This window comes from [Eubacterium] eligens ATCC 27750 (assembly GCF_000146185.1).
Classification (GTDB): Bacteria; Bacillota; Clostridia; order Lachnospirales; family Lachnospiraceae; genus Lachnospira; species Lachnospira eligens.
Genome location: NC_012780.1, coordinates 393,894 through 407,634 on the forward strand (window position 1 = coordinate 393,894; position 13,741 = coordinate 407,634).

The following is a 13,741-nucleotide window of genomic DNA, read 5'->3' on the forward strand; positions in this document are numbered from 1 at the left end:
TGCTAAAATCATAACACATTTATCTCATTAATTCCACATATTAATTGTTAATTCCATGGTGTGACATAGGCGTAGTTGATGTTATAGGAAGGAATGTATATCCTTCTGATAAGCCCCATTGTATTATTTCTTCAACCGCATCCACACTGAACTTCTTTATATCATGCTGTAATACTATAGATATATTTCTGCCTTTAATTCCATTAATCACATTACAGATTACCTGTGACGCTGTATTAGCTGAGCCTGCATCACCACTGGATACATTCCAGTCACAATATCTGAAGCCTTTTGCCTCTACAGCACATACAAGCTGGCTCATTATTCCTTCACAATAGCTCCTGCTGACTGTATTAGATGAACCTCCTGGAAATCTGATAATATCAGCATACTTACCAGTCTGGGTCAAAATTATATTATTCATTTCATTCAAATCATCAAAATATGCATCAACGCTCTGATATATTCTTGAATAATCATGACTTGCAGAATGAATCGCAACCGTATGTCCTCTTGATGCTTCCTCTGCTATCAGGTTCTGATAATCAGGTTTTCCATTTGTTACAAAAAATGTTGCCTTCACATTATATCGGTCAAGTACATCAAGAAGTTCCTGTGTATACGGTCCCGGTCCATCATCAAATGTAAGATAAACCACTTTATCCCCCGGATTAACAACATTATCAGTCATAGGTTTATATACCCTTACCGTTCTTTCTGCCTCTGCTGTATTACCCGAAGAATCAGACACCTTGTATGAAACTGTATACGAGCCACACTCACTTGTATTGACATCTCCTGTAACCTGTACCTTGTCTGTTATATCACCATCACATATATCCTCTGCATAATATCCAGCTTCCATATATTCCGTACCACATTTAACATAACAGGTACTTCCTTGAGTTAAAGTTATCTGTGGAGGTGTAGTATCAACAATATGAACAGTTCTGTTCGCAACAGCCTCATTACCTGATGAATCTTTGACAGAATATGTAATAATCACATCTTGCTTTGTACATGTGTCTATATCATTATTTTTTTCGACCTTTTCCGTTAAATCCCCATCATAATTATCATCTGCACTAAATCCAGGTTCTTCATATTGTGTTCCAGCCTCAATTGTCATTTCACTGTCACCTGAAAGTTCAATAACAGGAGCTTCCACATCCGCTACCTCAACAACAATCTTTTTAGATGCTTTTTTATTTCCTTTTCTTACTATAACATCAATATCATAGTCGCCTATCTTTCTTGTATTAACATCTCCTTCAACAGTTATATGCGTTTTATTTTTCTTTTCATGTAAATGTTGATTTTTAATCACCTGCATGTTTGATATATCTATATTATCACCATATGATACGCAGATTTTGTCAGAAATTGTAAATACAATTTTATTTTCCTGCGATTTTTTATATGTAACCATCCCCAGTACAGCAAACAGCACACATGCTGAACCGATTAATAAATATTTCATTATTGCTTTTTTCATTATATATTACCAGCTTTCTCTTTAGAACATTCTATGTTTATTCATTATACTTCTTTCCTAAATAATAAGCCAGTGAAAAGCACTTGCAAAATCAGGCAATTTCTATAATTCTCCCCATTTTTGCATTGGTTCTGTGAGATATTGATATAACAGTCCTGTTCTTGCTTACCCTGTTTAATGCATCAAGCACATTTTTCTCAGTATCAGCATCAAGATTAGCTGTTATCTCATCTAGCAGAAGCAGTTCAGGCTTTGCTGCTGCAGCCCTTGCAATTGACAATAACTGCCACTGTCCCTGTGAGAAATCTTCTGGCTTGCATATAGTATCATAGCCGTTCTCAAGCTCCATGATTGCATCATGAAGACCTGCTGTCTTAGCTGCTTCAATTACATCTTCATCAGTAATCAATGTATCATACAGTGTAATCTGGTCTTTGACAGTTCCAGGAACCATATGGAAAGTCTGCTCGACATATCCATATACCTTTCTCTTTTCGCTATCTGGAATGGCTGTCGCCTTCTGACCTGCAATCAATACGCTTCCATTATCTGGATCATAAAGACCAAGAAGGAGCTTAAATATTGTACTCTTTCCTGCACCTGTTCTTCCTGACAGAGTAACCTGCTCGCCTTTTTTAATGCTAAAGCTTAAGTTCTCCACAACATTTTTATCATCATCATAAGAAAATGTTACATTGTTGAAGTCAACAAGCACATCACTGTCAGCTGCCATGGCAGTATTCTCTACGATGTATAAATCCTTCTTAACTGAGAATTCATCCAGCTCGAAAAATTCATTAATCCTGTGTACTCCGGCTATTGCTGACTGTATAGTCTGAATCTCCATGCCAAGATTCTCAACAGGAGCAAATATCTGTGAAATATAATTAATTACCGCAACTGCTGTACCTGCTGACATGCCAAAAAATGTAAGCACTGACTGGTTATCTGATGCTGAAAAAAGCATGACCACAGCAACAACAATAGCATTGAGAATAAGGATTACCGGTGAATATAAAGCATCATAAAAATTATTTTTTTCAATTGCTGTGTAGCTTTCACATATATATTCATCATATCTTTGTGCCATATAATTTTCTTTGCCAAGAGTATGTATTGTTCTTATATTATGAAGAGTTTCCGGAACGTGTCCTGATGCCCTTCCAACAGCTCTTCTGTTCTCAATCTGTGCTGCCAGCATATTTTTCTGAATAATTCTTGTGAATACAAACAGGAAAGGAAGAATAACGAGAAGCACAATGGCAAGTCCTTTATTCTTAAACCATATAACAGCAACAATACTTATTATCTTGCAGGCATCAGCAAACATACTGATAATTCCTGATGTAAACAGATTCTCAACTGTATCAGCATCACCAACGAATCTTGAAACAACAGTTCCAGGTTCCTGACTTGTAAGACCACTTGTTGTAAGACAGCTGTACTTATACATCAACGCACTTCTTAATGAGTGTGTAATCTTTTGTCCGAATACTGTAAGAAAAGTCTCTCTTGCACTCTCCATAAGACCTGTTATAAGAAGAAATCCGAAATACATAAGAACCATATAAAATTTGGGCATTGTACCTGATGTAATTGTATCAATAATCTTTGCAAGAATAAGTGGTGGAAACAGTGCCATTACGATTGCACCAACAACAGTAATTGCAATTCCTGCTGTAAGCAGCCACTTTTCTTTTATTGTGTTCAATATAACTTTGCCAACACTTTTATTCTTCATCAGATGCGCCTCCATTCTGTTCATTATAAAGAACCGCATACTGTGGGCATTTATTCATAATCTCATCATGTGTACCGGCTATGGTTTTTCCGTTCTCCATCCATATAACCTTATCTATCTGTGGGAACAGATATAATCTGTGTGAAATAAGAATCACAACACAATCCTTGGTGTATTCTTTAAGATTAGCAAATACTTTTCTTTCAGTATCCTTATCAAGTGCTGAAAATGGATCATCTAATATAATTAACGGCTTCTTATGGCAGAGTGTTCTGGCAAGTGCAAGTCTTTGTGCCTGTCCTCCTGACAATCTCACGCCAGTATTACCAACATAAGTTTCCTGTCCGTTTTCCATCTCATTTACTTCTTCGTCAAAACACACTGCCTTAAGAAGCTTATCCACATTCTCATCATCACCCATCAGAATATTATTCTTAACTGTATCGTTAAACAATTCCGGATCATGTCCAAGATATGCTACAAGCCCTGCTTTTTTTGCATCATCGAGTTCTGAAAGTTCATTGCCGGCAATCTTAATGCTTCCTTTATATGGATATTCGCATAAAAACACCTTTCCAAAAGTTGATTTGCCACAGGCAACAGAACCTGTAACGCCAATAATGTTGCCTTTTTCTGCTTCAAATGTTACATCTTCGAATATATCAGGACCTCCCGGATAAGCAAATGTAAGCCCTTTTACTTCAAGTGTTCCACACTTCACACTGTTATCTGCATTTTCATAATTCTCATGCTTCATAAGCGGTTTAATTCTCTTCCATGACACCTGTGCCTTATGTACTGCATTAAACAGCCTTGCTGCATGTGAGGACTTCTCAGAAAGCTTTGCAAAGCATGATACAAATGTAGCTAAAGCCGCAATATCCCAGCTCTTCCAGCCTGTTCCCAGAACATTCCTGCTTCCAAAATATAATATAAATATAACTCCGCCAAGTGCTATAACCTTGTATATCGGAGGAAATGCTGTTCCCCATATATTCGCCCTGACTGCTGATTTTTCATAGGCTGTAAGATTATCTTCATAAGCCTGTTTTCTTTCCTGCTCGCACCCATATACACGGTATGTAACTGCATTTTCTGCTCTGTCAAGCGTTGCAGTGCTAAGTCTTCCTGACTGTACCTTGTATTCTGCACCTGTCTTTTGTACAACAACCTTCATCTTCTCTGCAATGATATAAGATATAGGCGGGAATATCATACATATAAGTCCAAGTCTCCAGTCATAGAAAAGAAGCATTCCTGCATATGCTGCAAGTGCAACACCCGTATCAAATATCTCAGTCGTGAACTTTCTCATCCCTTCAGCACAGTCGTCAACATCCAGGATAGCTTTAGTAAGAATATCTCCTGCGCCTTCCTCCTGTAACTGTGGTCTGCTCTTATGTACAAGGCTGTTATACAGAACCTCTTTCATGTTCTTATTAACATTATTAGCGAATCTTCTTACATAGAATCTCTTGATATACCTTGATATCTGCACTACTGCAATTGCAATCACATAACATATTACAAGAATAAGCATATCTGTAAATGTTGATTTACCGCCAAGTATATTAACAAGACAGCCTGTCATTCGTCCTTCAAACCACGGACCTGCAAGAAGTCCGAGGTTATATATAAGACCGGATATTGTTATTGTCAGAAGTATATGCCATTGTGATTTAAAATAATATGATACCCTGTCGGTCATAATATTATTCTTTCCTGTGTTACTCATCTTCATTATCCTCTATTCCTATATGCGAAACTCTTTCTGACACATGTGTGAATCCTGCCCTTCATTTCTCCCTGGAACGCCAGTACTGCTTATCAGATAGTCCACAGAAGGTCTGTTTCCCGTTAAATCAGGAAATCTATGGCAGAATAACTATATATATTCTCTTTACATTTTCGAGTGCTTCCTTAAACAGCACATTATTAAACTGTGTGCTGTCTATATCTTTAATCACCTGTTCTGCCTTGTCCTTCTCCCCATTATTCATATACACTTTATAATTAAAAGCTTTCTTATACGCATTTGCAAATGTATAATAATCTTGCGTATCTTTATCAATATCTTTGCCTATGCCTGTGTTATATTCTGTCTTTTCAAGAAGCCCTTCATAATTATTCTCTATAAAATCATTATAAAGACTGTCTTCTTCATAGCCCGACATTCTTCCCTTTCCCCTGAATACATCACCTGATATATCAGCAATACATGGGATTATAATAATCATCATAATTACACACAGCACATAAGCCAGAAGTGATATATTAAATTTCTTCTTTTTTCTCATTCAAAGCTCCTCCTTGTAATGAGTGTAAGTATATCTGCCTGTGACATATCAGGAAGTCCGGCTATGTCCTCATCTGTCAGATTGCAGTATGCCTTTAACAGTTCATGTGATTTTTCATATATATCATTTATATACTTAATACTTTCTTTCGACACACTATGATACGATAAATTTAAACGTCTGCTGAGAATATCTTCCATGTCCGCAACAGCCCTTGAAATAGTATTCATATATTCGTCGCCATAATATGATGAATTATTCCTTTCCATCATACTTATTATACCTTTTCTTATATACACATAATCACCTGCGACATTGTAAAAATCATTCCATGCGTATTTATCATCATTATCCTTTATTGAACAATCTCCCACATAATCCATACTGTACAGAGTTGCATAGTCTCCTGCTTCTAACAGAAGCTTTAGTTTTGTCTGGATTTCATCACTATGGGATGAATAATATTTCTGCTGATTTTTTCTTGCTATGTCGTATCCAATCATTGAATTTTTACCAATAATAGCCAGTGTAAGTGCAGTCATTGTTATAACAAGAGCTGTTATTGGTGCAATATATTTCACAAACCATTTGCTGTTACCAATTACTTTGGAACGCGTGCTGTTAAACTTTTTATTATATTGTTCCATATCATCAATATGCTTCTTAAATTCCACATTTGGTGAGCCGCAATTAGGACAGAACTTCTGATTCATCTGTATGGGTGCGCCGCAATTATTACATTTCATCAGTTGTTCCCTCCTTCATTATATTTTTTATAAAATGACTCTTCGTAGCTCTTTCCAAGCTTGTAATCATAATAGCCATTCTGATACAATTCATTAAGCATATCATTAATTTCTTTGTCCGTCGCCTTTGCAACATTCTTAAGATAATTCTGTGCTTCTGCAACCCAGCCGTCCACAGTTTCTTTTTCTTCTGCCGTACAGCCCTCATACCTACGGTAATTATATCCGTTTTTATTATTAATGAAATATATCATGTCAAGTGACTCTTCAAAGCCTGTTCCAAACTGATAATCACTCAGTTTTTCGCCTTTTTGAACCATAATGTAGATGTCTGCCACTCTTTTATAATAATAATCATAAATATTAATAAAATTGTAATGACTCCACTTTTCCAAAACACTTGAACTGCCATTATAACTATCTGTCAGTTCTGAAATGCCTGCATAGTCCCGCTTTTCATATAATGAATTAAGTTCACCTATATTATTATTGTACCAATCTAATGACTGGTGTATCTCTTTCCTGTTGTGTGAAGAATTATACATGCTCTTATATGAACCATATCCAAACATACTTCCGGCAAGAACTGCTGCCGCTATTGACGCACATACTATACCTACACTTTTCATTGTACTTTTTATGATGTATTTTCTGGTATTCTTATCCAGCTTCTCCATTCCTTCATTCAGATTGTACAGGTCTTTCATGTACTTCTGTTCAGAATTCTCATACTGCATAGCACCACAATATGGGCATGCTGTCTCGTTATCTCCTATATCTGCTCCACAATTACTACATATCATAGCTATCCCCTTTTATCAGTTATTGTATTATGCAGAGGCTCCTTTATCCTGCATAATTATCTTTTATAATACTCTGCAATTGTACCAACTACAACATCCATCTGTAAAGGCTTCGACAGATGTGCATTCATTCCGGCTTCAACACATTTTCTGGCATCCTCCTCAAATGCATTGGCTGTCATTGCAATTATCGGAATCTCCACAGCATCAGGTCTTTCCATAGCTCTTATAGCTTTTGTTGCGGCAATTCCGTCAAGCTTTGGCATCATAATATCCATAAGAATCACATCATATGTATGTGGTGCACACCTTGTAAATTCCCTGACAGCCTGCTCACCATCACTGACAACAGTAACATTAGCGCCTTCATCCACCAGAAGAGTCTGTGCAATCTCAGCATTAAGTTCATTATCCTCTGCTAGCAGAATCTTAATTCCCGAAATATCATTACTGCTCTTTTCCTTATCATCCGTTATTTCTTCAACTTTGCTTGCAATCTCGAAAGGAATTCTGATTACAAATGTTGAGCCTTCCCCTTCCTTGCTTGTGACACTAATTGTTCCATTCATTTTGTCAACCAGACTCTTAACAATAGCCATACCAAGTCCTGTTCCCTGATAAACACTTCTGGCATCTGTCTTTTCCTGTACAAATGGTTCAAATATATGTTCAAGAAATTCTTCACTCATGCCAATTCCCGTATCAGTAACAGTCCATTCATATGTAACAATTCCATCCTGTGTTCCAATACATTTAAAATATGTTGAAACCATTCCTCCTGCTTTATTATATTTGATGCAGTTAGCGTATATATTTAGAAATAACTGGCGTAAATGCAGAGGACTTCCGTATACATATGGATACATAACTTTTCCTGCCACCTTGTCATACTTAAGATTGACACCTGAATCTGAGGCACGCTGTTCAACTATAGTAATAATATCCTTTGCAAGCTTGTTAAGATCCACAATCTCTCTTGAAAGCTCAATCTGGCCATCCTCTAACTTACTCATCTGGAGAATGTCATTAATAAGTGATAAAAGATGATTAGCAGCTATTGACATTTTCTTTCTGTTAGTATTAATCATATCTGTATCTTCTTTATGGCTCTCATCAATTCTTAACAATCCGATTATGCCATTAAGCGGCGTCCTTATATCATGTGTCATTCTTGATAAGAAATCAGTCTTGGCAGCATTAGCCTTTTCCTCTCGGCGTACTGCCTCCTGTAGCTGTTCATTTTTTTCCTGCAGTGTCTTTGCATACTGCTGCTGCATTTCATACTGTTCACGCTCATATCCCTGAACCGTTTTCCAGCGCATCATATTAAGTACAAGTACAGCAAACATATAGGCAACAAATGTATACTGCATATTTCTTGGTGTTGTCTTAAAAACATTTCTTTCCGGCATATAAACATACACATAATAATCTCTCCCACGTTCCATAAGACCATAATTATGTGAACCCCACCTTCTGTTACTATCAGCATGTACTATTTTGCCACTTGCACCAGTCTCCTTTATCTTCTTAATAACATTATATTTATCAATATCTTCACCAACCATACTGTCATCATTAGACGCTATTATCTGATTTCCCTTTGTAACAACAATCTTTCCATCTTCCCTGTCATCATAACCTGATAATATATGTGTAAATGAAAGATTGTAATTATTAACATACTCTGCCGGTGTGTGGTAATAAACAACAACTATCCCACTTGAATCCGCCATACCACATGCTGCAAGGTCAACATATGAACCATCTTCACAGTCAATTCTTATTGCGTATGTTTTTTCAGTATTATCAACAACATCAATAAGTGAAGTACTGTCAAGATATTCGTTAAGCTCATCTGCACCATATTCATCTGTATATTCCTGTGCTATAAGATTACCTTTTGAATCCATGATTATAACTGCCGTCAGATAACATTCCTGCATATTCTTTTTGATAAATTCTTCTGTAAATATATCTTTATCTGAAAGGCTGCGCTCATATGTGATATTATGTTTTATCTGCTGCGCACTTTCAATTACCCTGAGCAGGCTCTTGGTTTCTGACGCAAGATTAAGTCTTGTAAAGCTGTTGCACTGTTCATTAATATAATGCGCAGTATCTGAAAGTGTTTCCTGTGTAGTTTTTATATCAACATTTACAGCAATAAAAAACACAATCATCATTATAAACAGGCCTGCTATAATCTCAATCGGCCATATTCTTTTTCTTTTCTTTCTGGTAATGGTATTATTTTCCATAACTGTCCACCTCCAGATATTTATCAGCATCAGGAATATATCTGCTGATTATCTTCTTCTCTGTACCATCATTTCTCATCTGGTTAAGAATTTCTGTAAGCTGCTTCTCTATCCCACGGTCATCATTTTTGTCAAATGCTACTCCCAGTCCTACTGTCTCTAATGGTTCGTCAAGAATCCTGAACTTAATATTATAATCTTCCATGTACTGGCGTATTGCAGTTTCATGAGCTGCCAGAGCATCTGCATAGCCTTTGCTTAAAAAAGGATATATAAGTTCTCTCTTCTGCAAAGCTATTAATGACCTTATAGCCGGGATACGCTCATCAGTCTTGCTAAGAAATATCTTCTCAGGTCTTGTTGTAGTCTGTACTGCAATCGTCTTTCCTTCCAGATCCTCAAGAGAATATATATCACTTTCCATATTCACAGCAACAACCTGACGGCTGGTCATATAAGGTCCTGCCCATCTGTATTCATTCTCCCTGCCATCCATGCTAAAGCTTCCCCATGCACAATCAATTGTTCTGTCAGCAAGAAGATTCTTCTTATCCTCCCAGTCAATATATATGAATCTGGCCTTATAGCCCATTCTTTTAAATGCTTCCGTAGCAAGCTCAACATCAATTCCAGTAGCATTGCCATCTGTATCAACATAATTATATGGCGGATAGTTATCACTTCCTATGACTATTTCCGGCAATCCAGCCTCATTATTGTGGCTGTCTGACCATTCTTTTTTCCCACAGCCATAAAAAGAAGCTGCATATATGCTTAGCATACATATTATAATCAAAAAGCTTTTAATCCTACGCACTTACTTTCCATCTCCTACATATTTATAAAATATGTTCTATTATAATACAAAAAGCTGCTGATTACTAATCAGACTGACAGTTTTCGTTCGACATAATTCGACAATTTCTTTATAGTCAGTTTTCATCTGACCATATTCCTGATTTATTCTGACCTTATTCTGGCATGTGATATTTTTATTAAATTGGATATTTCTTTATGACCAGTTGTGCAATATTATATGTAAAAATCAATTCATAAAATTCATTTTCAAGGAGGTCAGCTATGACAACAAATTCACAATATGAATTAAACAAAGGACTTGCACAGATGTTAAAGGGTGGCGTAATCATGGATGTTACTACTCCTGAGCAGGCTAAGATTGCAGAGGCCGCTGGTGCATGTGCTGTTATGGCACTTGAGAGAATCCCTGCCGATATCAGGGCTGCAGGTGGTGTTTCGCGTATGAGCGACCCTAAGATGATTAAAGGTATTCAGGATGCTGTAAGTATTCCTGTTATGGCAAAATGCCGTATTGGTCATTTCGTTGAAGCACAGATTTTACAGGCAGTTGAGATCGACTATATTGATGAATCTGAAGTATTATCTCCTGCTGATGATATATATCATATTGATAAAACCCAGTTCAAAGTACCTTTCGTATGTGGTGCAAGAGATTTAGGAGAAGCATTAAGAAGAATCAATGAAGGTGCTTCCATGATAAGAACAAAAGGTGAACCTGGTACGGGGGATGTTGTTCAGGCTGTACGACACATGAGAAAGATGAATTCTGAAATCAGAAAAATAACATCTATGCAAAAGGACGAGCTTTTCGAGGAAGCTAAACAGTTACAGGTTCCATATGACCTTGTCCTCTATGTACATGATAATGGAAAGCTTCCTGTAGTAAACTTTGCTGCCGGAGGTGTTGCTACTCCTGCAGATGCTGCTCTTATGATGCAGTTAGGTGCTGAAGGTGTATTTGTAGGTTCTGGTATATTCAAGTCTGGAAATCCTGCTAAGAGAGCTTCTGCCATAGTTCAGGCTGTCACTAACTACACAGATGCTGCACTTATTGCTAAATTATCAGAAGATTTGGGCGAAGCCATGGTTGGTATTAATCCTAGCGAAATACAGATAATCATGGAAGAAAGAGGCAGATAATATGAAAATAGGCGTACTTGCTGTGCAGGGTGCATTCATTGAGCATGAACATATCATTGAAAAAATCGGACATGAAGTAATTGAAATACGTCAAAGAAAAGACCTTGAAGGAATTGACGGAATTATCCTTCCAGGTGGTGAAAGCACTGTTCAGGGACAGCTTCTAAGAAAGCTGGATATGCTTGATACAATTAAGTCTTTAATAGCAGATGGTCTTCCAACACTTGCAACCTGTGCCGGTCTGATTCTTTTAGCCGGACGCATTGACAATGACGACAGTATACATATTGGAACTCTGCCTGTCACTGTAAAAAGAAATGCATATGGAAGACAGTTAGGCAGCTTTGCAATAACTGCTCCTATGAAGGGCTTTGATGAATTTCCAATGACATTTATCCGTGCGCCATACATTTCATCAATTAAGGATAACGTTGATGTTCTTGCAGCTGTTGATGACAGAATTGTTGCTGTTCAATATAATAACCAGATTGGTCTTGCATTTCACCCTGAACTTTCAGGTGACACTAGAATTCATGAGTATTTTATATCACTCTGTGAAAAATAATCCAAATTATAATATTTAATTGACACATTTATATATATATATTAGTATAATGTTAATAAGAGGGAGTAGTTAGCATCGTATCCGGTGCAATAGTAATCGTCATCACGCTGAACAGCCGGTTATTATTACAATTAACGAGACTTTTATCAATTCATTTTTGATGCGATAAAGGTCTCTTTTTATATTTTATATTATTCCATTCCTTTATCGCAAGAAAGGAGCTTATTATGGAATATTTGTTACTACTCATCGGTTTCATGCTATTAATAAAAGGCGCGGATTTCTTCGTGGAGGGAAGTTCTTCCCTTGCCAAAATCCTTAAAGTACCAAGCGTTATCATCGGACTTACCATTGTTGCAATGGGGACCAGTGCCCCTGAAGCATCTGTTAGTATTAACGCTGCCCTTTCTGGCAGTAATGACATTGCAATCAGCAATGTTGTTGGTTCTAACATATTTAATGGTCTTGTCGTTGTAGGTATCTGTGCATTTATAGCAGGATTTTCTACTAACCGTGACATTCTCAAGCGTGATATGCCTGTTAATATCATAATAACTGCTATTCTTTGCTTTATGTTTATTGATGGCAGACTTTCAAGAATTGAAGGCATTATTCTCCTTGCCGGAATGGCAGCTTACATCACATGCATGATAATATCAGCACTTAAAAACAGGGAAGAAGCTGAGGATTGTAAAATAATGCCTCTGCCTAAGAGTCTTCTTTATATTGCCGGTGGTCTTATAGCAGTAATATTCGGTGGTAATCTTGTTGTAGATAAAGCCTGTATCATAGCTGCCAACTTTGGTGTAAGCCAGAATTTCATAGGTCTTACAATAGTCGCAATCGGAACATCCCTGCCTGAGCTTGTAACTTCTATAGTTGCCACAAGGAAAGGTGACAGCGGACTCGCACTTGGCAATGCAATCGGCTCTAACATATTTAATATATTATTTATCTTAGGAATGTCTGCTGCGATACAGCCTCTTCACGTTCTTTCTGAATCACTTATTGACTGTATCATACTTCTTGCCAGTGGAATTGTATTATTTCTCTTCGCATTTACCAAGAAGACAATGAGCAGATGGGAAGGTGCTGCATGTATTCTTATGTATGTGGGATATACGGCATATCTTTTTGTACGCTAAAGGTATTTTAAATTAATTATGCATAAATAAATGCACCGTAAGTATATCTCTAACATACTTACGGTGCATTTGTGTTAAATATTATGTTCTTTTCTTTTTTTTGACGCTTCTTTATAAACCTGCTCATCAGTACGCGCTGAAATAACAATTATTTTCATAACCTCATCGACATACTCTATCTTGTATACCACTCTTATTCCTATATCCCTAAACTTAATCTTCATCAAGTTAGTAAGATTAGTATTTTCTTTATTCCCTAATGGCTTTCCATAACTGCCTTGACTTACAGGCAATGGATTCTTACTCACCTTTTTTGTCCCCTTAAGAACCTGAATCTGAACGGAATGGTCGAGCCTTTTCATATCCTTCTCTGCTTCCTGTAAAAACTCAATCCCCCATATCATTCGATATCAATATCCTCCGCATTTTCAAGCTCTTTTTCATCTATCCCAAGATTTCTCATAACATAATCCATAGAAACCGTTTCTTTATTGCCATTATCTTCAATACGCTTAGTAGCTTCAATCAGAAGATAATAATCCTCTTCAATCTCCGTTAGTCTTGTATATTCCTCTGGTGACAGAATAACTGCTGATGGCTGATTATTCTTCAAAACAATCAGCTCCTTTTCATCATGAAGTCTGTCAAATATCTTTGAAGCCTGACCTTTATTAAATTGAGAAATTGGAATCAGACATTGTAAAATATTAGTTGCTATTGCCACATTTA

The 13,741-nt window shown here is 36.8% G+C and carries 13 protein-coding genes; 3 read left to right on the forward strand and 10 right to left on the reverse strand.

What is annotated here, in order from left to right; translation table 11 throughout:
* Positions 1-40: 40 nt before the first annotated feature.
* The 8 genes from EUBELI_RS12350 to EUBELI_RS12385 all read right to left on the reverse strand — a co-directional run bounded on the left by EUBELI_RS12350 (position 41) and on the right by EUBELI_RS12385 (position 10,124).
* Positions 41-1,480, reverse strand: a complete 1,440-nt coding sequence (locus EUBELI_RS12350; RefSeq protein ID WP_228003392.1) for a polysaccharide deacetylase family protein — start codon at positions 1,478-1,480, stop codon at positions 41-43.
* A gap of 106 nt (positions 1,481-1,586) precedes the next feature.
* A complete protein-coding gene (locus EUBELI_RS12355; RefSeq protein WP_012740705.1) occupies positions 1,587-3,236 on the reverse strand; it encodes an ABC transporter ATP-binding protein in 1,650 nt (549 codons plus the stop codon).
* The gene (locus EUBELI_RS12360; RefSeq protein WP_012740706.1) at positions 3,226-4,977 is read right to left on the reverse strand and encodes an ABC transporter ATP-binding protein; all 1,752 of its coding nucleotides are present in this window, start codon (positions 4,975-4,977) and stop codon (positions 3,226-3,228) included. The genes EUBELI_RS12355 and EUBELI_RS12360 overlap by 11 nt, the downstream gene beginning before the upstream one ends.
* Before the next feature lie 130 nt (positions 4,978-5,107).
* Positions 5,108-5,533: a hypothetical protein gene (locus EUBELI_RS12365; protein WP_012740707.1), complete on the reverse strand. Its 426-nt coding sequence runs from the start codon at positions 5,531-5,533 to the stop codon at positions 5,108-5,110.
* A complete protein-coding gene (locus tag EUBELI_RS12370) occupies positions 5,530-6,279 on the reverse strand; it encodes a zinc ribbon domain-containing protein (RefSeq protein WP_012740708.1) in 750 nt (249 codons plus the stop codon). Before EUBELI_RS12370 ends, EUBELI_RS12365 begins: the two co-directional genes overlap by 4 nt.
* Complete coding sequence (locus EUBELI_RS12375; protein WP_012740709.1) at positions 6,279-7,082, reverse strand: zinc ribbon domain-containing protein; 804 nt, start codon at positions 7,080-7,082, stop codon at positions 6,279-6,281. The genes EUBELI_RS12370 and EUBELI_RS12375 overlap by 1 nt, the downstream gene beginning before the upstream one ends.
* A 56-nt stretch (positions 7,083-7,138) precedes the next feature.
* Positions 7,139-9,343: a hybrid sensor histidine kinase/response regulator gene (locus EUBELI_RS12380; protein ID WP_012740710.1), complete on the reverse strand. Its 2,205-nt coding sequence runs from the start codon at positions 9,341-9,343 to the stop codon at positions 7,139-7,141.
* Positions 9,333-10,124, reverse strand: coding sequence for a substrate-binding periplasmic protein (locus tag EUBELI_RS12385; RefSeq protein WP_012740711.1), 792 nt, complete (start codon positions 10,122-10,124; stop codon positions 9,333-9,335). Before EUBELI_RS12385 ends, EUBELI_RS12380 begins: the two co-directional genes overlap by 11 nt.
* 299 nt (positions 10,125-10,423) lie before the next feature.
* Here EUBELI_RS12385 and pdxS point away from each other — a divergent pair, with 299 nt between their 5' ends.
* The 3 genes from pdxS (at position 10,424) to EUBELI_RS12400 (ending at position 13,012) form a co-directional block, all read left to right on the forward strand.
* Positions 10,424-11,302: a pyridoxal 5'-phosphate synthase lyase subunit PdxS gene (gene pdxS, locus EUBELI_RS12390; protein ID WP_012740712.1), complete on the forward strand. Its 879-nt coding sequence runs from the start codon at positions 10,424-10,426 to the stop codon at positions 11,300-11,302.
* Position 11,303: 1 nt separating this feature from the next.
* On the forward strand, positions 11,304-11,867 hold the full coding sequence (pdxT, locus tag EUBELI_RS12395; RefSeq protein WP_012740713.1) for a pyridoxal 5'-phosphate synthase glutaminase subunit PdxT: 564 nt from the start codon (positions 11,304-11,306) through the stop codon (positions 11,865-11,867).
* 227 nt (positions 11,868-12,094) lie between these two features.
* On the forward strand, positions 12,095-13,012 hold the full coding sequence (locus EUBELI_RS12400; RefSeq protein ID WP_012740714.1) for a calcium/sodium antiporter: 918 nt from the start codon (positions 12,095-12,097) through the stop codon (positions 13,010-13,012).
* Positions 13,013-13,086: 74 nt separating this feature from the next.
* Here EUBELI_RS12400 and EUBELI_RS12405 read toward each other — a convergent pair whose 3' ends face one another.
* Together EUBELI_RS12405 and EUBELI_RS12410 are read right to left on the reverse strand one after the other, a co-directional pair.
* Positions 13,087-13,416 (reverse strand): type II toxin-antitoxin system RelE family toxin, encoded by a 330-nt coding sequence (locus EUBELI_RS12405; protein ID WP_012740715.1) that lies wholly within the window; start codon positions 13,414-13,416, stop codon positions 13,087-13,089.
* Positions 13,413-13,736, reverse strand: a complete 324-nt coding sequence (locus tag EUBELI_RS12410; protein ID WP_041688947.1) for a type II toxin-antitoxin system Phd/YefM family antitoxin — start codon at positions 13,734-13,736, stop codon at positions 13,413-13,415. The genes EUBELI_RS12405 and EUBELI_RS12410 overlap by 4 nt, the downstream gene beginning before the upstream one ends.
* Positions 13,737-13,741 lie beyond the last annotated feature (5 nt).

Excerpts from the sequence above, each read along its gene's own strand:
- EUBELI_RS12350 (WP_228003392.1), bottom strand. The coding sequence starts at position 1,480 with ATGAAATATTTATTAATCGGTTCAGCATGTGTGCTGTTTGCTGTACTG.
- EUBELI_RS12355 (WP_012740705.1), bottom strand. The coding sequence starts at position 3,236 with ATGAAGAATAAAAGTGTTGGCAAAGTTATATTGAACACAATAAAAGAA.
- EUBELI_RS12360 (WP_012740706.1), bottom strand. The coding sequence starts at position 4,977 with ATGAAGATGAGTAACACAGGAAAGAATAATATTATGACCGACAGGGTA.
- EUBELI_RS12365 (WP_012740707.1), bottom strand. The coding sequence starts at position 5,533 with ATGAGAAAAAAGAAGAAATTTAATATATCACTTCTGGCTTATGTGCTG.
- EUBELI_RS12370 (WP_012740708.1), bottom strand. The coding sequence starts at position 6,279 with ATGAAATGTAATAATTGCGGCGCACCCATACAGATGAATCAGAAGTTC.
- EUBELI_RS12375 (WP_012740709.1), bottom strand. The coding sequence starts at position 7,082 with ATGATATGTAGTAATTGTGGAGCAGATATAGGAGATAACGAGACAGCA.
- EUBELI_RS12380 (WP_012740710.1), bottom strand. The coding sequence starts at position 9,343 with ATGGAAAATAATACCATTACCAGAAAGAAAAGAAAAAGAATATGGCCG.
- EUBELI_RS12385 (WP_012740711.1), bottom strand. The coding sequence starts at position 10,124 with ATGCTAAGCATATATGCAGCTTCTTTTTATGGCTGTGGGAAAAAAGAA.
- pdxS (WP_012740712.1), top strand. The coding sequence starts at position 10,424 with ATGACAACAAATTCACAATATGAATTAAACAAAGGACTTGCACAGATG.
- pdxT (WP_012740713.1), top strand. The coding sequence starts at position 11,304 with ATGAAAATAGGCGTACTTGCTGTGCAGGGTGCATTCATTGAGCATGAA.
- EUBELI_RS12400 (WP_012740714.1), top strand. The coding sequence starts at position 12,095 with ATGGAATATTTGTTACTACTCATCGGTTTCATGCTATTAATAAAAGGC.
- EUBELI_RS12405 (WP_012740715.1), bottom strand. The coding sequence starts at position 13,416 with ATGATATGGGGGATTGAGTTTTTACAGGAAGCAGAGAAGGATATGAAA.